At 73.1% G+C, this 24,416-nt stretch carries 20 protein-coding genes; 2 read left to right on the forward strand and 18 right to left on the reverse strand.

Annotation, left to right across the window (positions count from 1 at the left end; all coding sequences use genetic code 11):
* Window positions 1–92: 92 nt before the first annotated feature.
* Complete coding sequence (locus tag B124_RS18790) at window positions 93–884, forward strand: tyrosine-protein phosphatase (protein ID WP_496504035.1); 792 nt, start codon at window positions 93–95, stop codon at window positions 882–884.
* 75 nt (window positions 885–959) lie between these two features.
* On the opposite strand, the gene B124_RS18795 is transcribed toward B124_RS18790, so the two are convergent.
* The 11 genes from B124_RS18795 to B124_RS18845 all read right to left on the reverse strand — a co-directional run bounded on the left by B124_RS18795 (window position 960) and on the right by B124_RS18845 (window position 14,908).
* Window positions 960–2,159, reverse strand: a complete 1,200-nt coding sequence (locus tag B124_RS18795) for a serpin family protein (protein WP_496504036.1) — start codon at window positions 2,157–2,159, stop codon at window positions 960–962.
* A 23-nt stretch (window positions 2,160–2,182) separates the two neighbouring features.
* Window positions 2,183–3,562: an aspartate aminotransferase family protein gene (locus tag B124_RS18800; protein WP_496504037.1), complete on the reverse strand. Its 1,380-nt coding sequence runs from the start codon at window positions 3,560–3,562 to the stop codon at window positions 2,183–2,185.
* On the reverse strand, window positions 3,559–5,484 hold the full coding sequence (gene dxs, locus B124_RS18805) for a 1-deoxy-D-xylulose-5-phosphate synthase (RefSeq protein WP_496504038.1): 1,926 nt from the start codon (window positions 5,482–5,484) through the stop codon (window positions 3,559–3,561). The genes B124_RS18800 and dxs overlap by 4 nt, the downstream gene beginning before the upstream one ends.
* A gap of 1 nt (window position 5,485) precedes the next feature.
* A complete protein-coding gene (gene hpnH / locus B124_RS18810; RefSeq protein WP_496504039.1) occupies window positions 5,486–6,526 on the reverse strand; it encodes an adenosyl-hopene transferase HpnH in 1,041 nt (346 codons plus the stop codon).
* Window positions 6,526–7,182 (reverse strand): phosphorylase family protein, encoded by a 657-nt coding sequence (locus tag B124_RS18815; protein ID WP_496504040.1) that lies wholly within the window; start codon window positions 7,180–7,182, stop codon window positions 6,526–6,528. Before B124_RS18815 ends, hpnH begins: the two co-directional genes overlap by 1 nt.
* A complete protein-coding gene (gene shc / locus B124_RS18820) occupies window positions 7,182–9,215 on the reverse strand; it encodes a squalene--hopene cyclase (protein ID WP_496504041.1) in 2,034 nt (677 codons plus the stop codon). Before shc ends, B124_RS18815 begins: the two co-directional genes overlap by 1 nt.
* A gap of 49 nt (window positions 9,216–9,264) precedes the next feature.
* Window positions 9,265–10,359 carry a polyprenyl synthetase family protein gene (locus B124_RS18825; RefSeq protein ID WP_496504042.1) on the reverse strand — a complete coding sequence of 365 codons (1,095 nt, stop codon included), beginning with the start codon at window positions 10,357–10,359 and terminating at the stop codon, window positions 9,265–9,267.
* A 23-nt stretch (window positions 10,360–10,382) separates the two neighbouring features.
* Window positions 10,383–11,828, reverse strand: a complete 1,446-nt coding sequence (hpnE, locus tag B124_RS18830) for a hydroxysqualene dehydroxylase HpnE (RefSeq protein WP_496504043.1) — start codon at window positions 11,826–11,828, stop codon at window positions 10,383–10,385.
* A gap of 207 nt (window positions 11,829–12,035) precedes the next feature.
* Window positions 12,036–12,971 (reverse strand): presqualene diphosphate synthase HpnD, encoded by a 936-nt coding sequence (gene hpnD / locus B124_RS18835; protein ID WP_496504044.1) that lies wholly within the window; start codon window positions 12,969–12,971, stop codon window positions 12,036–12,038.
* Between the two features lie 7 nt (window positions 12,972–12,978).
* Window positions 12,979–13,881, reverse strand: coding sequence for a squalene synthase HpnC (gene hpnC, locus B124_RS18840; protein WP_496504045.1), 903 nt, complete (start codon window positions 13,879–13,881; stop codon window positions 12,979–12,981).
* 322 nt (window positions 13,882–14,203) lie between these two features.
* Window positions 14,204–14,908 (reverse strand): TetR/AcrR family transcriptional regulator, encoded by a 705-nt coding sequence (locus B124_RS18845; protein WP_496504046.1) that lies wholly within the window; start codon window positions 14,906–14,908, stop codon window positions 14,204–14,206.
* 85 nt (window positions 14,909–14,993) lie between these two features.
* Here B124_RS18845 and B124_RS18850 point away from each other — a divergent pair, with 85 nt between their 5' ends.
* Window positions 14,994–17,207 carry an MMPL family transporter gene (locus tag B124_RS18850; protein WP_496504047.1) on the forward strand — a complete coding sequence of 738 codons (2,214 nt, stop codon included), beginning with the start codon at window positions 14,994–14,996 and terminating at the stop codon, window positions 17,205–17,207.
* 66 nt (window positions 17,208–17,273) lie between these two features.
* Here the strand turns inward: B124_RS18850 and B124_RS18855 are convergent, their stop codons facing one another.
* The 7 genes from B124_RS18855 to B124_RS18885 are packed head-to-tail and all read right to left on the reverse strand — an operon-like array spanning window position 17,274 to window position 24,323.
* On the reverse strand, window positions 17,274–18,089 hold the full coding sequence (locus B124_RS18855) for an ABC transporter ATP-binding protein (RefSeq protein WP_496504048.1): 816 nt from the start codon (window positions 18,087–18,089) through the stop codon (window positions 17,274–17,276).
* The gene (locus tag B124_RS18860; RefSeq protein WP_496504092.1) at window positions 18,076–18,987 is read right to left on the reverse strand and encodes an ABC transporter permease; all 912 of its coding nucleotides are present in this window, start codon (window positions 18,985–18,987) and stop codon (window positions 18,076–18,078) included. The genes B124_RS18855 and B124_RS18860 overlap by 14 nt, the downstream gene beginning before the upstream one ends.
* A 58-nt stretch (window positions 18,988–19,045) precedes the next feature.
* Window positions 19,046–19,969, reverse strand: coding sequence for a glycosyltransferase family 2 protein (locus B124_RS18865; RefSeq protein ID WP_496504049.1), 924 nt, complete (start codon window positions 19,967–19,969; stop codon window positions 19,046–19,048).
* A gap of 5 nt (window positions 19,970–19,974) precedes the next feature.
* Window positions 19,975–20,754 carry a CDP-alcohol phosphatidyltransferase family protein gene (locus tag B124_RS18870; protein WP_496504050.1) on the reverse strand — a complete coding sequence of 260 codons (780 nt, stop codon included), beginning with the start codon at window positions 20,752–20,754 and terminating at the stop codon, window positions 19,975–19,977.
* Entirely contained in the window at window positions 20,732–21,796 is a 1,065-nt protein-coding gene (locus tag B124_RS18875) for an iron-containing alcohol dehydrogenase family protein (protein WP_496504051.1), read from the reverse strand. The genes B124_RS18870 and B124_RS18875 overlap by 23 nt, the downstream gene beginning before the upstream one ends.
* The gene (locus B124_RS18880; RefSeq protein WP_496504052.1) at window positions 21,784–22,521 is read right to left on the reverse strand and encodes a phosphocholine cytidylyltransferase family protein; all 738 of its coding nucleotides are present in this window, start codon (window positions 22,519–22,521) and stop codon (window positions 21,784–21,786) included. The genes B124_RS18875 and B124_RS18880 overlap by 13 nt, the downstream gene beginning before the upstream one ends.
* Window positions 22,518–24,323 carry a DUF5941 domain-containing protein gene (locus B124_RS18885; protein WP_496504093.1) on the reverse strand — a complete coding sequence of 602 codons (1,806 nt, stop codon included), beginning with the start codon at window positions 24,321–24,323 and terminating at the stop codon, window positions 22,518–22,520. The genes B124_RS18880 and B124_RS18885 overlap by 4 nt, the downstream gene beginning before the upstream one ends.
* Between the last annotated feature and the right edge of the window lie 93 nt (window positions 24,324–24,416).

Here is a 24,416-nt window from a genome sequence, read left to right on the forward strand (position 1 = left end):
ATACACAACATCGCACCCGGAGAGGATCCTTGTCCAGCGTGCGTTTGTCGTACTGTCGAAGTGCCGCGACCTGACGACATGACGGAGCCCCGATGACGCAGACGACCGAGCCGGAGCTGACCGGTGTCCGCAACTTCCGCGACGTCGGCGGTCTGCCCGCCGCCGGCGGCGGGCAGACCCGGCCCGGCCGGCTCTACCGCAGCGGCCACCTGGCTCACGCCACCGCCGAGGACGCCGTCTTCCTCGGCTCGCTCGGCCTGCACACGGTCTTCGACTTCCGCAACGCCGCCGACATCCGCCTCGACGGCCCCGACATCGACCTGCCGGGCGTACGGAACGTCAACGTGCCGCTCAACGACCCGGCCGAGGGCAAGGAGTTCTGGAAGCTGGTCCGCGACGGCGACATACCGACGCTCCGCTCGATCCTCGGCGACGGCCAGGCCGCGGCCCGCATGGAGGACTCGTACCGCGCCATGATCCTCAACCGCAACACGGAGCACTCCAGGGTCCTCCACGCCCTGGCCGACGGCGGCACGCCGGCCCTGCTGCACTGCGCGGCGGGCAAGGACCGGGCCGGGCTGACGGTCGCACTCGCGCTGCTGGCCGTGGGCGTCGAGCGGGAGGCGATCGAGGCGGACTACCTGGAGTCCAATGCGCAGCACCGGCGCTACCGGGTCCAGCGCGGCGAGGGGGCGCCGGGCGGCACGTCACCGGAGGTGATGGAGCTGCTCAGCCCGCTGTTCGACGCCCGGGCCAGCTACCTCGGCGCGGCCTTCGCCACGATCACCGAGCGCTGGGGCACCGTCGAGCGCTACTTCCGCGAAGCCCTGGCGCTGAGCGACGCGACCCGCGACCGCCTGCGCGGGCACCTGCTGACGGCCTGAGAGCCGCGCCCGTCCCGCCCGCCGTGCTGCGCCGCGCTGCCCTGCCGTCCCTGCGGCTCCCGAGTGGCCCTGGCGCTACTCGCGCGCCGCCTTCGCCGGCTCGGCGACCCAGCCCGCGACGAGCGCGAGCCCCGAGGCGCGGTGCACGGCGACGAACGCGAAGGGGCGGTCGTAGCGGGCCAGCACGAGCTTCGCCCGCCGGCTCGGCAACCCCGCCGCCGCCATGCCCAGCGCGGTCACCGCGGCGGCCCTGAACCCGAGCGCCGTGAAGGTGGCGGTCGCGGCCTGCCGCGCGGACGTGACCGCCAGCGGCTCGCTGCCGGTCACCCCGGGGAAGTGGCCGCGGCTGTCGTCGGAGGCGGTCTCAAGGCCGAACAGCCGCGGGTGGTCCAGCAGATCGTGGTCGTCGGCCACGGTGAACGGCACGGTGCGCACGACCAGCCGGGGCTCCGGGTCCATCGACACCTGGTACGTCACCTCCACCCCCGGCGCCGGCCTGCCCTCGGGCAACTCGCCGCCGGGCGTGAGGCCGTACCCGCCGGCGACCGCCTCGACGGCGGCGCCCACGACCTCGCCGCCGGGCGCGCCTTCGGGGCCGAGCGCAAGGTGGACGTCGATGCCGTTGTCCCCCTCGACCTCGTAGAGGGTCACCGGGCCGAGCGGGGTGGCGGCGACGCGCAGCCGGTCCGTCCGGCCGTGGGCGTGCAGCAGCTCGTTGACCTGCCGCCCGGCCCAGGGCCCGTGGCGCAGCCGCTCCGTCCACTGCTGCTGGAACGGAAGGACCCAGTCGGTCCGTACGAGCAGCGCCGAGGCCAGCACCAGCCGGGTCCGCTCCGTCAGCGCCACCGGCATGGCCGGGATCAGCCCGTCGGTGCGCGTGGCGGCCCAGGCGTCCAGCGCCGCGCGGTCCGCCGCGGCGTCGCCGGTGAGCAGGCCGCGTACGCCGGGCGGCAGTTGCCCGGCCCACTCGGGCCGCAGCTCGATCCGGTCGCCGCGGACCCAGAGCCCGAGCGCGGCGTCCACGCCGGGCATCCCGTCGAGCGAGGCGAGGAGTTCGCGCCCGGCGGCGACGGCGTCGTGCGCGGGTACGCCGAGGGCGTCGGCCAGCTCCGCACGGGCGGGCCCGGCCGCCGTTCCGGCGAGCAGCGCCGCCGGCGGCCACAGGCCCGTGGCGGCGAACACCGTGCGGCGGCCGTCCCGCACCACGGCCCGCGCCCAGCGCGCCGTCATGGCGCCCACCGCCCGTACCGTGGTCTGCGCCGGGTCCGCACTCATCCCGGCAGCGTACAACCGGCGGTTCAGCGGCCGGAGACCGCCTGCTTGGCCAGGGTGCGGCCGAACTCCCAGATCAGTCCGCCGCCGGCGTGCGCCTCGTCCATCACGGCCGTGAACGCGTCCAGGAACCGGCGCACTTCGGCCTCCCCGATCACCAGGGGCGGCAGCAGCTTGATGACTTCCTGCCGGTCGCCGGAGACCTGGGTGAGGATGCGGTGGCGCTGCAGCAGCGGGACGACGATCAACTGCGAGAACAGCCCCTTGCGGGCGGCCTGGAGCAGCGTCCAGCGACCGCGCAGCTTCAGCGACGCCGGCTTGCCGAACTCGATGCCGACCATCAGCCCGCGCCCGCGCACGTCGTGCAGCAGCTCGTACCGGTCGATCAGCCCGGCGAGTTCGGTGCGCAGCAGGTCACCGGTGGTCCGGGCGTTCTCGACGAGCCGCTGATCCTCCAGTACGTGCACGGTGGCGAGCCCGGCGGCCATCGCGGGCGCGTTGGTGCCGAAGCTCGCCGAGTGCACCAGCACGCGGTCCATGGACGAGTAGACCTTCTTGAAGATCCACTCCCGGCCGAGGGTGGCGCCGACGGGCACGTACCCCCCGGACAGCGCCTTGGCGAGGCAGACGAGGTCCGGCTCCACGCCCTCCTCGTGCTGGTACGCGAAGAACTCGCCGGTACGCCCCATGCCCGTCTGCACCTCGTCGGCGACGAGCAGCCCGCCGTGCTTGTGCAGCAACTCCCGCGCCGCGCGCAGATACCCGGTCGGCGGGGCGTGCACGCCCTTGCCCTGGATCGGCTCGACCACGAGCGCCGCGACGTCCCCGGCGCGCAGCTCCCGCTCCAGCGCGTCGAGGTCGCCGAGCGGGACCGCGGTGTCCGGCAGCAGCGGCGCGAAGCCGTCGCGGAACGCATCGACGCCGTTGACGGACAGCGAGCCGGTGGTCAGCCCGTGGAACGCCTGGTCGCAGTAGAGGACGCGGGGCTTCCCGGTGGCGTAGCGGGCGAATTTCAGCGCGGTCTCGACCGCTTCTGTGCCGCTGTTGGAGAAGAACACCCGGTCCAGGTGCGGCGCGTACGTCAGCAGCTTCTCCGCCAGCAGCCCGGGCAGCGGCTGGCAGTCGAAGCGGGTGAGGTCGGCGAGGTCCAGGTCGAGCACGTCGTGCAGGGCCTTGCGGACCACCGGGTGGTTGCGGCCCAGGCCCATGACGCCGAAGCCGGCGAGGAGGTCGAGGTAGTCCCGGCCCTCCTCGTCGTAGAAGTACGCGCCCTGGCCGCGTACGTACGTCTTGTCGAAGCCCAGCGTGTGCAGCATCCGCGGCAGTTGGTGGTTGAGGTACCGGGCGTGCAGGTCGTAGCGCTCTCCCCCGCGCTCGGCCAGCAGCGCCCCGACGTCGAAGCTCATCGGGTGCTTTCTTCCCTCTCCCTCGTACGTTCCCCCGTACGGACCGGCTCCCCGGCCCTCGCGGCGGGCACCCCGCCGACGGCGGCGGCGATCCGGGCCGGGGTCAGCCCGGCCTCGGCCAGCACCTCGGCCCGCTTGCCGTGCGGCAGGAACTTCTCCGGCAGGCCGAGCGTGCGCAAGGGTACGTCGACTTCGGCGTCCCGCAGCGCCCGCGCGACGGCGGCGCCGACACCCGAGCCGACGCTGTTGTCCTCCACCACGGCGACGACGCCGAACCGGTCCGCCAGCGGCGGCAGGTGCCCGTCGACCGGCTTGACCCAGCGCGGGTCGACGACGGTGCAGCCCAGGCCCCGCCCGGCGAGCAGGTCCGCGGCCTCCAGACAGACGGAGGCCATGGCGCCGACGCCGACCAGGAGCACGTCGTCGCGCTCGTCGCGGCGCAGCACGTCCATGCCGCCGACGCGCGCCGTCGCGGGTATCGGATCGCCCACCGTGCCCCGGGGGAAGCGGACGACGGTGGGCGCGTCGTCGACGGCGACGGCCTCGCGCAACTGGGCGCGCAACTGGTCGGCGTCGCGCGGCGCGGCGATGCGCAGGCCGGGGACGACCTGGAGGATCGACATGTCCCACATGCCGTGGTGCGAGGCGCCGTCAGGACCGGTCACGCCGGCGCGGTCGAGCACGAACGTGACGCCGCAGCGGTGCAGCGCCACGTCCATCAGCACTTGGTCGAAGGCCCGGTTGAGGAACGTGGCGTAGACCGCGACGACGGGGTGCAGCCCGCCGGTCGCCAGACCCGCGGCGGACACCGCGGCGTGCTGCTCGGCGATGCCCACATCCCAGGTCCGCCCGGGGTACGCCGCGGCGAACGCGGCGAGCCCGGTGGGGTGGAGCATGGCGGCGGTGATCGCCACCACGTCCTCGCGCTCGGCGCCGATGCGCACCAGCTCGTCGGAGAAGACCGAGGTCCACGACGGCGCGCTGGGCGGTGCGACCGGCTCGCAGGTGAACGGGTCCATGACGCCGACGGTGTGGAAGCGGTCGGCCTCGTCGTCCAGCGCGGGCTGGTAGCCCCGGCCCTTCTCCGTCAGGCAGTGCACGAGGACCGGTCCGTGGAACCGCCGGGCGCGGCGCAGCGCCGACTCGACGGCGGCGATGTCGTGCCCGTCGACGGGGCCGACGTACTTCAGCCCCAGGTCCTCGAACATGCCCTGCGGCGCGAAGGCGTCCTTGAAGCCCTTCTTCGCGCCGTGCAGTGAGTCGTACAGCGGCTTCCCCACCACCGGCGTGCGGTCGAGCAGTTCCCTGCCCCAGGACAGGAAGCGCTCGTAGCCGTCGGTGGTGCGCAGGGTGACGAGGTGGTCGGCGAGGCCGCCGATGGTCGGCGAGTAGGAGCGTTCGTTGTCGTTGACGACGATGACCAGCGGGCGGTCCCGGGCGGCGGCGATGTTGTTCAGCGCCTCCCAGGCCATGCCGCCGGTCAGCGCCCCGTCACCGATGACGGCGACGACCGCGTCGTTCCGGCCCTTCACCTCGTTGGCCTTGGCCAGGCCGTCGGCCCAGCCGAGGACGGTGGAGGCGTGGCTGTTCTCGATGACGTCGTGCTCGGACTCGGCCCGCGACGGGTAGCCGGACAGACCGCCCTTGGCGCGGAGGCCGGAGAAGTCCTGCCGGCCGGTGAGGAGTTTGTGCACGTACGACTGGTGGCCGGTGTCCCACAGGATGCGGTCGGCCGGCGAGTCGAAGACCCGGTGCAGGGCGAGGGTCAGCTCGACGACGCCGAGGTTCGGCCCGAGGTGACCGCCGGTGCGGGCGACGGCGTGGATGAGGAACTCGCGGATCTCCGCGGCCAGTTCGCCGAGCCGCTCCGGCGGCAGCGCCTTCAGGTCGTGGGGGCCGCCGATGCTCTCCAGGAGCGGCATCTCATTCCCCTTCCCCGCGGCTGCGGTTGCCTCCCACCGTCTCCCGCGCGGCTCGCAGCGACTCCTTCAGCGACGACGTGGTGGCGAGGATGGACGTGGGCTCGTAGCCGCAGTGGGCCATGCAGTTGGCGCACCGGGGGTCCCGGCCGCGGCCGTACTTGTCCCAGTCGGTGTCCTCGATCAGCTCCCGGTAGGTCGGCACGTAGCCGTCGCTCATCAGGTAGCAGGGGCGCTGCCAGCCGAAGAGCGAGTAGTTGGGAATGGCCCAGGCCGTGCACGGGAAGTCGACCTTGCCCTCCAGGAAGTCGAGGAAGAGCGGGCTGTGGTTGAGCCGCCAGCGCTTGCGGTTGCCGCCGGCGAACGCCTTCCGGAACAGCTCGCGGGTCTGCTCGACGCCGAGGAAGTGCTCCTGGTCGGGCGCCTTCTCGTACGCGTACGCGGGCGAGATCATCATCTCGTCCACCTTGAGGTCGTCGTTGAGGAAGTCGAGTACCTCGACGACGGTCTGCGGGGTGTCGGTGTTGAAGAAGGTGGAGTTCGTGGTGACCCGGAACCCGCGCCGCTTCGCCTCCTTCATCGCCGCCACGGCCTCGTCGAAGACGCCTTCCTTGGCGACCGACTCGTCGTGCCGCTCGCGCAGCCCGTCGATGTGCACGGCGAAGGCGAAGTAGGGCGAGGGCGTGAACTTGTCGAGCTTCTTGCGCAGCAGCATGGCGTTGGTGCACAGGAAGACGAACTTCCGGCGGGCCACGAGCTGCCTGACGATCTCGTCGATCTGCGGGTGCATCAGCGGTTCGCCGCCCGCGATGGAGACCATCGGCGCGCCCGACTCCAGCACGGCGCCGACCGCCTGGGCCACCGGCATGCGCTGCTTGAGCACCCCCGCGGGATGCTGGATCTTTCCGCAGCCTTCGCACTTGAGGTTGCAGGCGAAGAGCGGCTCCAACTCCACGATCAGGGGGAACTTCTCCCGTCGCTTGAGCGTCTTCTGCGAGAAGAGATAACCGGCAACCTTGAGCGACTGGCGCAGCGGCATGGCCATCAGGTTCGCCTCCTGGGAATCATCACATGACGGTGCCATTCGAAAAATGCAGGAAGAACTGAGCTGAGCACGCGGTACGCGGCAAGACCGCCGCGCAGCGTTCCGAAACGGACGAGTTCATGCTCGGGCGCGTCCACGACCACCCGGACGGCCGCAACGGGGCGTATCCGCGAGGCCGCCGCGGCCGTGCGCAGGGTGGCGGCGGACTCCATGTCGACGGCGATCGCGCCGCGCTCGCGCAGCCGGGCGCGGCCGGCCGCGCCGCGTACGACGTGGTCGGTGCCCAGCAGCAGCCCGGTGTGCACCCGGGCGTCGAGGAGCGCGAGGGCGTCGAGGAGCGGCCCGTTGTCCGGGCAGCCGGTGGTCTCGGCGCCCTGGTGGTCGGCCCGTACGGCGTCGGCGACGACGACGTCGCCGGGGCGCATGTCCGGCAGCAGCCCGGCGCAGAAGCCGGCGGCGATCACGGGCGCGTCCTGGAACGGCTCCTCGGCGAGCCGGCGGGCCACGGCCCGCTCGGCCCGCTCGGGGCCCATACCGGTGCGCAGCACGTCGGCCGGACCCGCGTCTCCGGCCGCGCTGCCGGTGCCCGCGGCCAGCGCCCGCCGCTCGATGCCGAGCGCACAGACGACGAGCAGCGGCGCGGGCGTGTCGGGCATCAGGCCCCCCGGCCGTCACCGGCGGTCGGCGTCAGCCCCGCTGTCGCGGACAGGTAGCGGCCGAGCGCGGTGAGCGGGAAGACCATCCGGTACAGGTGGTAGTTGATGGAGAAGTCCCATGGGAAGCCGGTGCCGGTGAACTGCGGCTCGTCCCAGGACCCGTCGGGGAGTTGGGTACGGGCCAGCCAGGCCACGCCGCGCTCGACGGCCGCGCTGGCGTGCTCGCCGGCGGCCAGCAGCGCGAGCAGCGCCCAGCCGGTCTGCGAGGCGGTGGAGTCGCCGCGGGCGATCCACGCCGGATCCGGGTACGAACGCAGGTCCTCGCCCCAGCCGCCGTCGTCGTTCTGCACGCTCTCCAGCCAGGCGACGGCCCGCCGGATCGCCGGGTGCGACGTGGGCAGCCCGGCGGCGACGAGCGCGGGCACCGCGGAGCCCGTGCCGTACACGTAGTTGACGCCCCAGCGGCCGAACCAGCCGCCGGCCGCCTCCTGCTCGGCGAGCAGCCAGGCCACGCCGCGGCGGGCGTGCGGGTCGTCGCCGAGCTTCTCGCCGGCCAGCATCTCCACGACGTGTGCGGTGACGTCGGCCGACGGCGGGTCGATGACCTCGCCGAAGTCGCAGAACGGCAGCTTGTTGGGGAGCACCGAGGTGTTGTCCGCGTCGAACGCGCCCCAGGCGCCGTTCTTCGACTGCATGCCCGACAGCCAGCGCACGGCGCGCTCCACGGCGGCGTCGACGCGCGGCTGGTCGGGGTGGGCGACGCGGCGCAGGGCGAGGACGACCTCGGCGGTGTCGTCGGTGTCGGGGTAGTTGTCGTTGTGGAACTCGAACGCCCAGCCGCCGGGGGCGAGTCCGGGGCGGCGTACGGACCAGTCGCCGGTGGCGAGCACCTGTTCCGCGAGCATCCAGTCGGCGGCCCGGACGAGCTGGGGGTGGTCGGCGGGCACGCCGGCGTCCACGAGCGCGATGGTCGCCAGACACGTGTCCCAGACCGGGGACTGGCACGCCTCGATCATCCGGACCGGGCCGTCGTCGCGGGTGTCTCCCGTGTCACCCGCGCCGTCGGCGTCCGCCGCGGCCTTCTCCGCGCCGTCGGTCCAGACCGCGAAGCGGTCCAGCGACTCCAGACCCGCCTTGAGCACCGGGTGGTCGAGGTCGTAGCCGAGCAGGTGCAGCGCCATCACCGAGTAGACGGCGGGCGGCTGGATCCCGCCCCAGCAGCCGTCGCTCTCCTGGCGCTCGATGATCCAGCGGGCGCAACTGCGCAGCGCCGCCTTGCGCAGCGGGCGCAGCGCGACCCGGCGGTACGCGTGCAGCGCCCGGTCCAGCCGCTGGAAGATGCCGTCCCAGGTCGCCGGCGACGCCTGCGGCCGGGGCGGGTTGGGCACGGCCGGGTCGGTGTGCAGTTCGTCGAGGGTGAACGGGCCGGGGTGCACGGGGCGCTTGGCGGAGACGACGGTGAGCGGCACGACCGTCTGCCGGGCCCAGCAGCCGAAGTCGTAGATGTTCAGCGGGAACCAGGACGGCAGGTAGATCAGCTCGGGCGGCAGCTCGGGCAGGTCCTCCCAGCGCCACCAGCCGAACAGCGCGAGCCAGATGCGGGTGAAGACGCGGGTCCCGGCGATGCCGCCGTGCGCGCGCACCCAGGCGGATGCCCGGGCCATGTGGTCCTCGTCGGGCGCGTCGCCGGCGAGCCGGAGTGCGACGTACGCCTCGACGGTCGCGGAGAGGTCCCCGGGGCCGCCGTAGAACGTCGCCCAGGGGCCCTCCGGCCCCTGCTGGCGGCGGATGAAGCGCGCGGCGGCGCGGGTGGTGTGCTCGTCCCGTACGCCCAGGAACTCACGGAGCAGCAGATCCTCGGCGTCCATGGTGACGTTGGTCTCCAGGTCGCCCTTCCACCAGCCCTCGACGTCCTGCCGGTCGAGCAGGTTGGCGCTCGCCCGCTCCACCGCCTGCCTGGCGGCCAGTAAAACGGCCGTCGCCCCTGCGGGGGCGGTGTCGGTTGCGTTGCCGCCATCGGCAGTGGCTTTCATGCACACCCCTTTCGAAGGGACGTCCGGACGCGCGGCCCGGGCGTCGGTCTCAGTGTCGGCGTACGACGACGAAGTCGGCGAGTGCGACGAACCGTTCGCGGATGTCGTCGGGCATCTTCACCTCGTCCAGCGAGGCGAGAGCGGTCTCGTGCTGCCTCTGTGCCTCCTCCTGGGTCCACCGACGGCCGCCGGCTTCTTCGATCAACGCGGCCCGGGCGGCGAATTCTTCCTCGTCGAAGTCGTTTTCCGCATCGGTATTTCGGTCATCTGACCGTTTGGCGTCGGCGGCGAGCACCTTCGCCAGCTCCGCGGAGGCCGGTCCGCCGGCCGCGAGCGCCGCGCACACCGGCAGGGACTTCTTGCGCTGGCGCAGGTCGCTCCAGGTCTGCTTGCCGGTGACGGCGGGCTCCCCCCAGATGCCGAGCACGTCGTCGCGGGCCTGGAAGGCCAGGCCCAGATGGAGGCCGTAGCGCTCAAGACCGTCGGCCACCTCGTCGCCCGCGCCCCCGAGCACGGCGCCGACGGCGCAGGCGCACGCCAGCAGCGCGCCGGTCTTGTTGCCCTCCATCTCCAGGCACTCGGCGACCGTGACGCTCTCGCGGTGCTCGTACGCGATGTCCTGTGCCTGGCCGTCGATGAGCTTGCGGGTGGCGGTGCTCAGCCGGCGGGCGGCGCGCGCCGCCTCGGGCGTGTCCCGTTCCAGCAGCAGTTCGCAGGCGAGCGCGAAGAGGGCGTCGCCGACGAGGATGGCCTGCGCGGGGCCGTGCACCTTCCACACGGTGTCACGGTGGCGCCGCTGCTCGTCGCCGTCCATCAGGTCGTCGTGCAGGAGGGAGAAGTTGTGCACCAGCTCCACGGCGACGGCGCCGGGGACGCCGGTCTCCGCGGAGGCGCCGGCGGCCTCGGCGGCGAGCAGCGTCAGGAGGGGGCGCACGGCCTTGCCGCTGTCTCCGTCGGCGGGGTTGCCCTGCGCGTCGATCCAGCCGAAGTGGTAGGCGGCGACGGTGTCCATGGGAGGTACGAGCCGGTCGACTACGGCGTGCAGCACGGGGTTGGTCAGCTCCCGGGCGTGGTCCAGCATCGCCAGGACTTCGGCGGCGCCGGGGGTGGCCGCGGTGTCGGTGTCCGGTTCTGGACGGGGCACGTTCTCTCCTCCGATGACGGATCTCACACTGCTTCCAGCAGGTTCCGCGGCACTTCTCGACCCAGGCCGCCGAGGGTCTCGCGGACCGCTGCGAGGCCGCTGAGAACGGCGCTCTCCATGGTCGCGGGCCAGCCGGTGGCGGTCCACGCGCCCGCGAGTGCGAGGCCGGGCGCGTGGGTCCGGGAACCCGGGCGCAGCCGGCCGACGCCCGGTGCCGGGGCGAAGGTCGCGGTGCGCTCGCGGGTGACGAAGAAGTCGCGTACCTCGGCGCCGCGGGCGTCGGGCAGCAGCTTCGCCAGCTCGGGGAGGTAGCGCTCGCGCAGCTCGCCGACCGGCCGCTCGATGTCGTCCTGTGCGGCGGACTGGGAGACCGCCACGTACTGGCTTTCCCGGCCATGGGAGGTGTCGGCGAGGCCGGAGGAGTCCGTGCGGTCGAAGATCCACTGCACGGGGGTGCCGATCGCGGCGACGAACGGGGAGTGCAGCACCCGCCTGTCGTACACGACGTGGAGGTTGAGGATGGGTGCGGTGCCGATCTGCAGCAGCCGGTCCTTGTGGTCGAGCGCGCCGGCCGGCACCAGCCCGTGCGCCTCGCGCTGCGGCACGGCGAGGACCACGGCGTCGGCGTCGAGCGACGCGGCGGGGCCGCCGGCGCGTTCGGGTCCCGTCGCCACGTCGACCTGCCAGCCGCCGGCGGCGATACGGCGCAGTCCGGTGGCGCGGGTGCGCAGCAGGATGCGGGTGCCGGAGCGCTCCAGCCGGCGGCGGGCGAGGGTGTCGTGCAGTTCGCCGAGCGGTACGCGGGCCCAGCCGATGTCGGCGGCGCCGCGCTCGGTGAGCAGCGCGGTCCTGAACACCATCGCCGCCAGCCCCAGCGAGACCTGCGGGGCGAAGGAGTTGAGGGTGGCGACGCCCACCATGTCCCACAGCGCCGCGACGGCGCGGGGCGACTGCCCGCGCTGGTGCAGCCAGCCGGCGAAGTCCACGCCGTCCAGGGCCGGGTCCGCGGGGTCGAGCCGCCGCATCGCCAGGGCGGCCCGGCCCACGCTCGCGCGCTCGGCGAGCGACAGGTGCGGGTACCGGGCGAGGCCGGCGGCGAGGTGCAGCGGCACCGGCAGGTCGGTGCGGCCGAGCCGCCCGGAGCGCGGGCCCGGTCCCCTGCGCGCCGGCGTGGCGGCGTCCAGCACGGGCACGTCCAGACGCTCCTGCAGCGGCGCGAGCCCGCTGCCGCCGACCTCGTCGAGGAACCACCGGTACGCGGTGCAGCAACGCAGGTAGACGTGCTGGCCGTTGTCGACGGTGAGGTCGCCGCGGCGGAAGGAGAAGGCGAGCCCGCCCAGGCGCGGCCGGCCTTCGAGGAGCGTGACGTCGACGCCGGCGTCGGCGAGTCCCATCGCGGCGGTCATCCCGGCAAGACCGCCGCCGACGACCACGGCCCGCGGCCGTCCCCCCGGGCCGGGGTCAGCCATCCCGGCCACCTCCCCACCCGTCTCGGTCCCCACTATGTCTGGCCCGCCGCGTCGCGCCGCACACCTTGCCGGGCCACGGCGCACACCCCTGCGCCGCGTACGCCACAGCGCACGCCCCCGGGCGCTCCCGGTCCCGCTCGCGCACCGCGGGTGCGGAAGGGGCGGCCCGTAGGTACGGCAGCGCCGCGGGGGCCGCAGCCGCGGGGCTCACCGGGACCTCCGGCTCGCCTGCCGGGCGTCGACGCCGGCCAGGCCGCGGAGCGCGACGTACGCCTTCTCCCGGCCCGGCAGCGACACCCGCCCGCGCAGCACGGCCTCGGGGTCGGCGGCGATCCGCGCCAGCAGCCGGTGGTAGATGCCGGCCATCGCCGCGACGCAGGCGCCGCTGCGCCGGTCGAGCATGGGCAGCAGCCGGTAGCCGTCGGCGAAGAGCGCGCGGGCGCGGCGCACCTCGAACTGCACCAGCCCGGGGAAGTCCGAGCCGGGCGGCGGCGTGGCGCCGTGGAAGCCTTCGGAGCAGCCGAACTTGGCGAGGTCGACGGCGGGCAGGTAGCTGCGGCCCTCGTCGGCGTCCTCGCGCAGATCGCGCAGGATGTTCGTCAGTTGCAGCGCGAGCCCGAGCGTATCGGCGTAGAGGGGCGCGCGCTCGGAGTCCCGCGCGCCGGGCACGGTGCCGAACACGCCCAGGGAGAGCCGCCCGATGGCGCCGGCCACGCAGCGGCAGTAGTCCTTCAGGTCCTCCCAGGTCTCGTACTCCTGGCCGCGCACGTCCGCGAGGACACCGTCGATCAGCTCGTCGAGCCCGCCGAGCGGGATCGGGAACCGGTGCGCGGCGTGCGCGAGGGCCACGGCGACGGGGTCGGTGTCGTCCTCGGCCACGCGGCCCGCCCGGATGCGGTCGAGCTGGCGCCGGGTGTCCTCCAGCCGGGCGAGCTTGGTCTCGGGTGGCAGCTCGCCGTCGCCGATGTCGTCCACGCGGCGCGAGAACGCGTACAGCGCGGACATCGCCAGCCGCTTGTCGTACGGCAGGAGTCTGATGCCGTACGCGAAGTTCCGGGCCTGGTGGCCGGTGACGGCCTCGCAGTACCGGTACGCGGAGAGCACCTGTGCGGATGCGTAGGCCGCGCGTGACGGTGTGGTCACGGTGCGGTCACCCCTCTCGTCGCAGGATCGCCCCCACCTCGCGCAGCAGCCTGCGCCGGGTGGGCTTCGGGGGTCCGGGGAGCACGTCGTGGCCGGCGTCGGCGACGGCGGCGAGCGCCGCGCGCCCGCCGGCCACGAAGCCGGCGAGCAGCAGCCGCAGCCGGCCGCGCACGCTGGCGACGAGGGGCGCGCCCTCGTCGAGGAGCCGCGCGGCGCGGTCGGCTTCGTACCGGATCAGGGCGCGCACCGGCTCGCCGGCGCGGGGCCGGGCGAGGTCCGCTTCGGTGACGCTGAAGCGGCGCATGTCCTCGGCCGGGAGGTAGATGCGGTCCCGGCCGAGGTCCTCGGCGACGTCCTGGATGTGCTCGACGATCTGCAGAGCGGTGCAGATCGCGTCCGAGCGCCGGATGCGCTCGGGACTCTCGGTGCCGGTCACGGCGAGGACGAGCCGGCCGACCGGGTTGGCGGACAGCTCGCAGTAGCCCTCCAGCTCCGCGTACGTCTCGTAGCGCCGGACCTTCTGGTCCTGCCGGTTGGCCTGGAGCAGGCCGTGGAACGGCTGCGGGGACAGCCCGTGGCGGCGGACGGTGACACGCAGCCGGCGCAGCAGGGGGTGGCCGGGGACAGCGGTGGTGCCGACGGCGAATACGCGGTCCAGGTCGGCCTCCAGCGCGTCGAGGAGCGCGAGCGGGTCGTCGGCCTGGTCCGGGCCGAGGCCCAGCGCGGCGGCGTCCGCGCCGCCGGGGGCGAGGTCGCCGTCGCCGATGTCGTCGACGAGGCGGGCGTAGCCGTAGAGCGCCATGAGGTCGGCGCGCCAGGCACGGGGCAGGAAGAACGGGGCCACGGGGAAGTTCTCGTCAGCGGCCTGGCCGAGTACGGCGCGCGACGGAGCGTCGTCCGCCGCGGTCACCGGCGACTGCCCTGGGCCGCGGCTCCCGGGGCGCAGACGGCGGGCGCGACTTCGAGCTGGGGTTTCGTCTTCGCCAAAGCCGTCACGCCTCCCGTTCTACACCGCGTACCCAGATGTGCCCATTCCGGACACGCCGCCGCCGGCGTCGTGTCCCTGAGCAGGTCCGGGGCGACCCCCAAGCTCCCTTATCGCCCACATGCCGCCAAACAGCACCGGTCCAGCGTACGCCGTACAGGACGAAGACGCGGCATGTGGTGGTCACCTCAATTCGCACGCACGAGAAGTACGGCGAAACGCCCTCGTGCGCAAGAGATTTACCGGGTCATACGGTGAGGCCGTCCAGGACCATGGCGAGCGTGCGGGTGACGATCGCGTCCCGCTGCGCAGGCGGCAGGCCGCTCAGCGGCCCGTCGAGGATGAGCATGGCCAGCCCGTGCACCGCGGACCAGGCGGCGAACTCCGCGCCGTCCCGTACGCCTGGTCGCAGCACGCCCGCGGCGTCGAGGGCGTCCATGGCCCCGACGAGCATCCGGAAGGAACGGACGTCGCCCGGGCCGCGGTCCCCGGCGCCGTCGCCCTGGGTCCACGCCTCCGGGGCCGCCCCCACCCGGCAGAAGGCCGCGCGGTACATGCCGGGCTCGGCGACGGCGAAGCGGACGTAGCCGAGGCCGAGCGCCGTCAGCCGGGCCTTGGCGGCCCCCGCGGGATCCGCGGCATCGGCGGCATCGGCGGGACCGGCAGGCGCAGCGGGCTCGCCGCCGGAGGGCCGTCCGGCCTCGGCGATCACCTCCTCCATGGAGTCCGCCAGCCGCCGCTGGCCCTCGTCCTTGACTGCCTGCAGCAAGTCGGCCTGGTTGGCGAAGTGGCGGTACGCGGCCGTCGGCGACACGCCGACGCGCCGGGCAGCCTCACGCAGCACGACCGCCTCGGGCCCGCCGCTGCGGGCCAGCTCCGATGCCGCGTCGACCAGCGCGTTCCGCAGGTCGCCGTGGTGGTATCCCGCCTTCGAGCCCCTGACCTCGCTCATAGTCGCATCATGCCTCATGTTGACAGCATTAACATCACCTGCAAGGGTCAATGTTAACGCTATAAACATGGAAAGGGGGGCACCCGTGCTGACACGCATTGCGGAGCTCGTCCTGCGCAGGACCCGGCTCGTGCTCACGCTCGCCGTCGTCGCGGTCGTCGCCATGGCGGCGCTCGGCTTCGGGGCCTTCGGCAAGCTCAGCGGCGGCGGCTTCAGCGATCCGGGGTCACCGTCGAGCAAGGCGCAGGAGGTGATCGACGACAGATTCGGGGGCGATACGAACCTGGTCCTGCTCGTCTCCGCCGAGTCCGGGGGACTCGACGGGGACGCTGCCCGCGAGCGCGGGCTCGAGGTGACCGAAGGGCTGCGGGCGGAGTCCACCGTCAGCGGCGTCACGTCGTACTGGGACCGCGGCGGCGAGGGGCTCACCTCGACGGACGGCAGCCAGGCCCTCGTCCTCGCCCACGTCACCGGCGGCGACGAGAAGGAGGCCGACCACGCCAGGACGCTGACCGAGGAGTACACCGGCACCCGCGACGGCGTCACCGTGCGGGCCGGCGGCAACGCCGCGGTGAGCAACGACGTGTCCACGCAGGTCGCCGCCGACCTGGCGCTGGCCGAGTCGATCGCCGTACCCGTCACCCTCGTGCTGCTGGTCCTCGCCTTCGGCAGCGTCGTCGCGGCGCTGCTGCCGCTGGCGATCGGCCTGGTCGCCGTCTTCGGCACGTTCGCCGAGCTGTGGGTGCTGGGCAGCCTCACCCACGTCTCGGTCTTCTCGGTCAACCTCACCGTCGCGCTGGGCCTCGGCCTCGGCATCGACTACGGGCTGCTGCTGGTCAGCCGGTTCCGCGAGCAGTTGGCCGCGGGCGACGAGGTGCCGGAGGCGGTCCGGCGCACGGTGGCGACCGCGGGCCGCACGATCGCGTTCTCCTCCGCGACGATCGTCGCCGCACTCGCCGCGCTGCTGGTCTTCCCGCAGTACTTCCTGCGCTCCTTCGCGTACGCCGGCATCGGCGTCGTGGCCATCGCCGCGGTAAGTGCGCTGGTGATCATCCCCGCGCTGCTCGCCGTCCTCGGCCACCGCGTCAACCGCGGCCGGGTGCCCGCCGGCCGGGCCATGCGGCGCACCGACGCGCCGCTGTGGGGCCGGGTCGCCGGCGCCGTCATGCGCCGGCCCGCGCTCACCGCGCTGCCGGTGCTCGGCGTGCTGCTGCTGGCCGCCTCCCCGCTGCTGGGCGTCAGCTACGGCACCCCGGACGAACGGGTGCTCCCCGAGACCGCCCAGAGCCGGCAGGTCGCCACCGCGCTGCGCGAGGACTTCGCCGTGGACGACAGCAGCGCCGTCCACGTCGTCACCACCGGCGCCGTCGCCGGGCCCGACCTCGCTCGTTACGCCACCGGACTCTCCCGGCTGGACGGCGTCGTCCGGGTCGACGCGAGCAACGGCTCGTACGCCGACGGCGCCGCCGGGCCCGCGAGCCCGGCCGCCGCGGGGCTCGGCCGGCCCGGCGCCCAGCGGCTGACGGTCTCCGTCGAGCCGGCGCCCGCGTCGGGGCCCGCGCAGCAACTGGTGCGGGACATCCGCGCGGTGCCCGCGCCCGACGGGGTGGAGGCCCTGGTCGGCGGCACCGACGCGGAGCTGGTCGACGCCAAGGACAGCATCGGCAGCCGGCTGCCGCTGGCCGTCGGGATGGTGCTGCTCACGACGTTCGTGCTGCTGTTCCTCTTCACCGGCAGCGTCGTCCAGCCGCTGCGCGCGGTCGTCCTCAACGCCGTCAGCCTGGCCGCGGCCATGGGCGCGATGGTGTGGATCTTCCAGGACGGCCACCTCAGCGGGCTGCTGGGCTTCACACCGCAGCCGATGGACACGGCGATGACCGTGCTGATGTTCTGCATCGCCTTCGGCCTGTCGATGGACTACGAGGTCTTCCTCACCAGCCGGATCAAGGAGCTGCACGACGCGGGCGCGGACCCGGCCACGGCGGTGACGAACGGGCTGGCGCGCACCGGCCGGATCGTGACGATGGCCGCGGGGCTGCTGGCCGTCAGCTTCTTCGCCTTCGGCACCGGCGAGGTCAGCTTCCTGCAGATGTTCGGCCTGGGCAGCGGCCTGGCCATCCTCATCGACGCGATCGCGGTACGCGGTGTGCTGGTGCCGGCCGCGATGCGGCTGCTGGGCGCGCACGCCTGGTACGCGCCGCGCTGGCTGCGCCGGGTGCACGGGCGCGTGGGGCTGAGCGAGGCCGGTCCGGGCGCGGCGCCCGGCCGGGAGCCGGAGCGCACCCCGGCCGGGGTGTGAGCACGCTGCACGTACGCCAAGGGCCCCGCCGCGACACGCGGCGGGGCCCTTGGGCACGCAGGAGGACTACCGCTTGGAGAACTCCTGATACTCCTTCAGCACCTCGTCCGTCGGCCCGTCCCGCACCAACTCGCCCTTCTCCAGCCACAGCACCCGGTCGCAGGTGTCGCGGATGGACTTGTTGGTGTGGCTGACCAGGAACACCGTGCCGGCGTGCTTGCGCAGCTCGCGCAGCCGGGCCTCGGAGCGCTTGCGGAACCTCAGGTCGCCGGTGGCCAGGGCCTCGTCGATCATCAGCACCTCGTGGTCCTTGGCCGCGGCGATGGAGAACCGCAGCCGCGCCGCCATGCCGGAGGAGTACGTCCGCATGGGCAGGGTGATGAAGTCGCCCTTCTCGTTGATGCCGGAGAAGTCGACGATGCTCTGGTACCGCTCGCGGATCTGCTCGCGGGTCATGCCCATCGCCAGCCCCCCGAGCATCACGTTCCGCTCGCCCGTGAGGTCGTTCATCAGCGCGGCGTTGACGCCGAGGAGCGAGGGCTGGCCGTTGGTGTACACCTTGCCGCTGTGCGCGGGCAGCACGCCGGCGATGGCCTTCAGCAGCGTCGACTTGCCGGAGCCGTTGGAGCCGATCAGGCCGATGGCCTGGCCGCGGTACGCCGTGAAACTCACCCCGCGCACCGCGTGCACCTCGCGCACCCGGTCGTCCTTCTCCCGGCGCAGGATGCGGTTCAGGGCGGCGGCGCCGCTGCCCTTGCCGCGCCGGGCCCCGCCCAGCACCCGGTAGACGATGTGCACGTCGTCCGCGATGACCGTCGGCACCCGCCCGTCGTCGGGGACGGCGGCCTCGGCGCGGCTCGTCGGATGTTCAGCCACGGCCATATCGCTCCTCAGCCTTCCAGAAGAACACGAACCCGAGCGCCGCGATCACGACGGCCCAGCCCAGCCCGAGCAGCCAGACGAACGGCGGCAGGTTGTTCGCGGAGTAGTCGCCCATGAGGACGTACCTCATGAGGTCCATGTACACCGCGGCCGGGTTCATCGCGATGAGGTCGGCGGCCCACTGCGGGGCGTCCGCCCGGTCCACCAGCATGAAGTGCAGCGGGAACATCACGCCGGAGGCGTACATCCAGGTGCGCAGGATGAACGGCATCACCTGGGCGAGGTCCGGCGAGTCGCTGCCGAGTCTGGCGAAAACCATCGCCAGCCCGGCGTTGAAGAGGTACTGCAGCGCGAGGATCGCCGGCACCAGCAGCCAGGACCAGCGGGGGTAGTAGCCGAAGCCCAGCAGGAACCCGGCCATCACGATCATCGAGTAGAGCAACTGCTGCAGTTGCTGCAGCGAGAAGGAGATCGGCAGCGCGGCCCGCGGGAAGTGCAGCGCGCGCACCAGTCCGAGGTTCCCGGAGATGGAACGGACGCCGGACATCACCGACTGCTGCGTGAACGTCCACACGAACACCCCGGTCACCAGGAACGGGATGTACTCGCTCTTCGACATGTTGCCCCGGCCGCCGAGCAGGATGCCGAAGATGAAGAAGAACACCGTGGCGTTCAGCAGCGGTGTCAGCACCTGCCACAACTGGCCCAGCTTCGCCTTGCTGTACTGCGCGGTGAGCTTGGCGCGCGAGAAGGTCATGATGAAGTGGCGTCGCGCCCAGAGCTGCCGCACGTATTCGGGCAGACCGGGGCGTGCGCCGCTCACCGAGAGGCCGTACTTGGCGGCCAGCTCGGCCGCGGACAGCCCGTCGTCGGGGTGGCGCTTGGGCGGAGCGCCCACTGCCGTATCGCTCACAGTCGGTAACTTTCGTCCTCAGACACTCAACGGTACGAGCTTGTCAGATCACGGGCGGTCGTCCCAGCCGGGTCAGCCGCCACACCGTACGCCACTTCATGGGCTTGCGTGGCCCGCACGGTGCGCGCCAGCCCTCTCGGAAGCCTACGAGCCATGATTTCAGCACAGCCGGCGCGGGGCTGCGTGCCACTGTGAGCAGGAACCAGACACCGAGATAGACCGGGACGAGCAACGCGGGCAGGTTTCTGCGCGCCAGCCAGACGCGGTTGCGGGCCACATTGTGGTGGTACGTGGCATGCCTGCTGGGCGGCATCGTCGGGTGGTGCAGCACCATGTCGGCGCGGTAGTCGATGTGCCAGCCCGCATCCAGCGCGCGCCAGGCGAGGTCGGTCTCCTCGTGGGCGTAGAAGAAGTCGCCCGGCAGCCCGCCGACCTCCTGGAACACCGCTGTACGCACCGCGTTGGCGCCGCCGAGGAACGTGGTGACGCGCGAGGAGCGCATCGGGTCGGACGCGCGCAGCCGGGGTACGTGCCGGCGCTGCGTGACCCCGGTCTCGGGGTCGGCGATGCGGAAGCTGACGATGCCCAGGCGCGGGTCGGCGGCGAACGCCTCGCGCACCAGCCGGGCGGTGTCCTGTTGTGGCAGAAGACCGTCGTCGTCGAGGAACAGCAGCACGTCGACGCCGCGCCCGCCGTCGCCGAACGCCTCGATGCCGACGTTGCGCCCGCCGGGGATGCCCAGGTTCTCGGGCAGTTCCACGACCCGTACGCCCTGCGGCAGGTCCGGCAGGCTCACGCCCTGGGCGACGACGACCACCTCGACCGGCGCTCCGTCCTGCCCGGCGACCGACTCCAGCAGCGCGCGCAGCTCCTCGGGGCGCTGGCCCATCGTGATCACGACGGCGCCGAGCCGGACGTCCTCCGGACGGGTCGCCTCCGGCTGCGGGGACTGGTGTTCATATGTCATTCGGCTCACCGCAACCTGCTTGAGGCCAGGATGCTGACCAGGTGGAGGAGGGTCTGCAGCATCGCTATCGCGGCGAGTACGGCGACACCGAGCCGGGAGAAGTACAGGTCGCCCTTGACGGAGTCGAGGATCGCCAGCAGGAGGATGAGCAGTGACGCCTCGATCCCCAGGATCAGCCGGTGGAACTTCAGCGCCGACGCCGCCTTGCGGGCCACGGCGACTCCCGACGAGCGCGGCTCGGCCGCGGACTCCTTGACCGGCGGCAGGCCCTGCTGGTGGCGGGCGACGCCGACGAGGTCGGTCTCCGCCTTGATCAGCACGGCGCCCAGCGCGGCGAGGGTGCCCAGGAAGGCCCACAGCCAGTCGGCGGACCCCTCGCCCCACGGGTCGGCGGCGCGCAGGCCGAAGCCCACGAGCACCGCGGCGTCACACAGGTACGCGCCCACGCGGTCGAGGTACACGCCGCCGATGGAGAACTGCTGTTTCCAGCGGGCGACCTCCCCGTCGACGCAGTCGAGGAGCAGGTACAACTGGACCATCAGCACGCCCAGCAGCGCCCCGGGGATCCCGGGGACCAGCAGCGCCGGGGCGGCGAGCGCGCCGGCGAGGGTCATGACGTACGTCAGTTGGTTGGGCGTCACCCGGGTGTTCACCAGGTGGCGGTCCACGCGCAGCGAGATCTCGCGCATGTACAGGCGGCCGGCCCAGTGCTCCCCGCTGCGCCGGTCCTTCACCCCGGCGGGGTGGACCACGGGCCGTAGCTCAGCTACCGATGGCTTTGGCATAGTCGGCGTAGGCGTCTCTGATCTGGTCGGTGGACAGGTCGAGGTGTTCGAGAATCGTGTACCGGCCGGGCCGGGTCTGCGGCGCGAACTCGATGGCCTTCACGAACTCGTCATCCGCGAAGCCGATATCACCGGCCAGCACGGGCAGCCCGTGCCGGCGCAGCACCCGCGCCATCAACTGCGCCGTCTCCTGGTCGCCGCGCAGGAACGTGGCGAAGGTCCCGCCGATGCCGCACTGCTCGCCGTGGAGCGCGCAGCGCTTCGGGTAGAGCAGGTCGAAGGCGTGGCTGATCTCGTGGCACGCGCCGGAGGCCGGCCGGCTGTCGCCGGCGACCGACATCGCGATGCCGCAGAGCACCAGCGCCTCGGCGAGGATGACGAGAAAGTCGTCGTCGCCGATCCCGCCGGGGTGGCGCAGCACCGAGTCGCCGGCGCTGCGGGCCATCGCGGCGGCCAGGCCGTCGATGGGCTCGCCGGTCTCGCGGTGGGACAGCTCCCAGTCGGCGACCGCAGAGATCTTGCACGTCACGTCGCCGATGCCGGCGCGGACGTAGCGCGCCGGGGCCTCGCGGATGACGTCGAGGTCGATGACGATCGCGATGGGGTTGGGCACGCCGTACGAGCCGCGCCCCGCGTCGTTGTCGAGTGTGGAGACCGGCGAGCAGAGCCCGTCGTTGGCGAGGTTGGTGGCCACGGCGACCATCGGCAGGCCGACGCGCGCGGCGGCGTACTTCGCGGAGTCGATGACCTTGCCGCCGCCGAGGCCGACGACGGCGTCGTAGCGGCCGGTGGACTTGATGGAGTCCGCGAGCCGCACGGCGCCGTCGATGGTGCCGTCGGCGTCGGCGAACCAGTCCGCGCCGGGCAGCGCGGGCGCGAAGCGGTCGCGCAGCGCCTGCCCGGAGCGCGGGCTGATCGCGAAGGCGAGCCGGCCGGACGGCGCGACGCGCTGGTCGGAGAGGAGGTCGGCGAGATCGTCCAGCGCCCCGGCCCGGATGTCGACCGTCAGCGGCGACGGGATCAGGCGGGTCAGTACCGGCACGCGATCTCCCTGCCCCTGGCGAGGTCGTCGTGGTTGTCGATCTCGACCCAGGGAACGTCGCCGATGGGCGCGACGTCGATCTTGAAGCCGCGGTTGACCAGCTCCTGGTAGCCGTCCTCGTAGTAGAGGTCGGGGTCGCGCTCGAAGGTGGTCTTCAGCGCGTCGGCCAGCTCGTCGGCGGCGGAGCCCTCGATGAGGGTCACGCCGATGTACTCGCCGGTGGCCGTGGCCGGGTCCATCAGCTTGGTGATCTTCTGGACGCCCTTGTCGGGGTCGGCGACGACCTTCATCTCCTCGTCGGCGAGCTGCTTGACCGTGTCGAGGGCGAGGATGATTTTCTTGCCGTCGCCGCGGGCGGCGAGCAGGGTCTGCTCGACGGAGACCGGGTGGACGGTGTCGCCGTTGGCGAGGATCACGTCGTGCCTGACCGAGTCCCGGCCGCACCAGAGGGAGTAGGCGTTGTTCCACTCCTCGGCCTTGTCGTTGTCGATCAGGGTGAGCTTGAGCCCGTACGCGCGCTCCAGGGCCTCCTGGCGCTCGTACACGGCCTCCTTGCGGTAGCCGACGATGATCGCCGCCTCGGTGAGCCCGATCTCGGCGAAGTTGCCGAGGGTGAGGTCGAGGACGGTGGTCTCACCGTCGACGGGGACCAGGGCCTTCGGGAGGGTGTCTGTGTAGGGGCGCAGACGCCGTCCGGCGCCGGCCGCCAGCACGAGGCCGATCATGCGGGTTCTCCTGTTTCGTCGTGTACGGCGGGGGCTCCGGAGGAGACCCAGAAGCGGATGCTCTCGGTGAGCACCACCAGCGCCACGGCCACGGCGATGGCCGCGAGCGCGAACGTGAAGCGCGTGCCGGTCAGCAGGGCTGCCGCCAGCGTGACCGCCAGCGCCCGTCCCTCGTGCCCGCCGATCGCCCGCACCAGGCGGCGCGGGGGCGCACCCGTGCCGCCGCGGATGCGGTACACGGTGTCGTAGTGATGGTAGGCGACCGCGGCTACCAGTCCGAAAGCCGCAGGAAGCGCTCCGTTCACCTCGGAGCGGGCCGCGAGCACCAGGACGAGGCCGTACTCGGCGGCCCGGAAGACCGGCGGCACGAGCCAGTCCAGCGGGCCGGCCAGCGGCCGGGCGACGGCGAGTGCCGAGGTCAGGACGTAGCCGCCGGCGCCTATCAGGGCCCACCAGGTGCCGTACGGGGTGACGAGCGCCAGCACCACGAGGAGCGCGCCGCCGGCGGCGGCCAGCGCGGGCGCCGCGAACGACGGCAGGGAGCGCGCGGGGGCACGCAGAGGGCGGGCGGCGGCCTCCGCGAGCGGGCCGGTGTCGGTCAGCTCGTCCAGGGCCCTGAGGGCCTGCTCGCTGCGCGGGACGCGGCGCTTGAGGGAGCGCAGCACCCGGCCGGCGGTGGTGTAGGAGGCGGCGAGCCCCATGCCGACGAGCAGCACGACGAAGACGACGCGCGGGGTGGTGACGGCGGTGAGCACGGCGATCAGCGCCCAGCGCTCGCCGATCGGCAGCACGATCATGCGGCGCAGCCACACGGTCCAGCCGAGCCGGTCGAGCTTTTCGGAGAGCGCCGCGGTGGGGCTGGTATTGGCTGCCGCGGCGGCGGTGCCGGCGATGGACTCGTTGAAGGCGAAGTCCACGACGTGCCGGCAGGTCTGCAGCACCATGGCGCCCAGCGCCAGGGCCCACACGTCGTCGCCGTCGGCGTTGGCCGCGCCGAGGGCCAGGCCCGCGAAGTAGGCGTACTCCTTGGCTCGGTCGAAGGTGGCGTCGAGCCAGGCGCCCATCGTGGAGTACTGCAGCGAGTAGCGGGCGAGCTGGCCGTCGGTGCAGTCCAAGACGAAGGAGAACAGCAGCAGCACGCCGGCGGCGACGAAGCCGCCGCGGGTGCCGGTGGCCGCGCAGCCCGCGGCGAGGACGGCCGTGACCAGGGACGCGGTGGTGACCTGGTTGGGGGTGAGGCCGCGGTTGGCGCACCAGCGGGCGAGGTAGCGCGAGTAGGGACTGACGCAGAAGGTGGTGAAGAACCCGTCGCGACTCTTGACCGCGGCGCGCAGCCGGGCCTTCTCCTCGTCCACGGCGGCGACCGCGTCCGTCGCCTTCGCCCGCGCCAGCGCGTCTTCGGGTACGGCCGCCACCAGCACGCCCAGCTCCGGCCGGGCCAGCGGCCCGTCGGAGTCGGCGAGCTGCGCGGCGGTCTGCTCGGCGACGCCGTCGAGGGTCTGGCTGCGCATCACCGCGCGGGAGAGCGCGGCGCGGGCGGCGGGCGTCCGCGCCGCGACCACCCCGGGCACGGCCGCGCCGGGCCAGCGGGGGTCGGCGAGCGTGAGGCGCAGGCTGTGCCGGTGGCCGACGAATCGGCTGTCCACGAGCGCGACCCGGCCGTCGGCGGGCAGCAGCGCGAGGACGGTGGCGGCGTCGGCCACGTCCGCGGCGGTACGCACGTCGTCGTAGCCCAGCGACCTCAGGTCGCTCTCCAGGGGTGACCCGGAGACGGGGGGGCCGATCAGGATTGCGGTCCGCAGACGAACTCACTCCTTGGCAGGCGGGCGGCAGGCGGGACCGCCCCTCCCCCGTCCGGCCGGGCGGCTGTCGGCAGAGGTTAGCGGATCCCTGGA

Source organism: Streptomyces sp. CNP082, assembly GCF_059570535.1.

Excerpts from the sequence above, each read along its gene's own strand:
- B124_RS18790 (WP_496504035.1), top strand. The coding sequence starts at position 93 with ATGACGCAGACGACCGAGCCGGAGCTGACCGGTGTCCGCAACTTCCGC.
- B124_RS18795 (WP_496504036.1), bottom strand. The coding sequence starts at position 2,159 with ATGAGTGCGGACCCGGCGCAGACCACGGTACGGGCGGTGGGCGCCATG.
- B124_RS18800 (WP_496504037.1), bottom strand. The coding sequence starts at position 3,562 with ATGAGCTTCGACGTCGGGGCGCTGCTGGCCGAGCGCGGGGGAGAGCGC.
- dxs (WP_496504038.1), bottom strand. The coding sequence starts at position 5,484 with ATGCCGCTCCTGGAGAGCATCGGCGGCCCCCACGACCTGAAGGCGCTG.
- hpnH (WP_496504039.1), bottom strand. The coding sequence starts at position 6,526 with ATGGCCATGCCGCTGCGCCAGTCGCTCAAGGTTGCCGGTTATCTCTTC.
- B124_RS18815 (WP_496504040.1), bottom strand. The coding sequence starts at position 7,182 with ATGCCCGACACGCCCGCGCCGCTGCTCGTCGTCTGTGCGCTCGGCATC.
- shc (WP_496504041.1), bottom strand. The coding sequence starts at position 9,215 with ATGAAAGCCACTGCCGATGGCGGCAACGCAACCGACACCGCCCCCGCA.
- hpnE (WP_496504043.1), bottom strand. The coding sequence starts at position 11,828 with ATGGCTGACCCCGGCCCGGGGGGACGGCCGCGGGCCGTGGTCGTCGGC.
- B124_RS18845 (WP_496504046.1), bottom strand. The coding sequence starts at position 14,908 with ATGAGCGAGGTCAGGGGCTCGAAGGCGGGATACCACCACGGCGACCTG.
- B124_RS18855 (WP_496504048.1), bottom strand. The coding sequence starts at position 18,089 with ATGGCCGTGGCTGAACATCCGACGAGCCGCGCCGAGGCCGCCGTCCCC.
- B124_RS18865 (WP_496504049.1), bottom strand. The coding sequence starts at position 19,969 with ATGACATATGAACACCAGTCCCCGCAGCCGGAGGCGACCCGTCCGGAG.
- B124_RS18870 (WP_496504050.1), bottom strand. The coding sequence starts at position 20,754 with ATGCCAAAGCCATCGGTAGCTGAGCTACGGCCCGTGGTCCACCCCGCC.
- B124_RS18880 (WP_496504052.1), bottom strand. The coding sequence starts at position 22,521 with ATGATCGGCCTCGTGCTGGCGGCCGGCGCCGGACGGCGTCTGCGCCCC.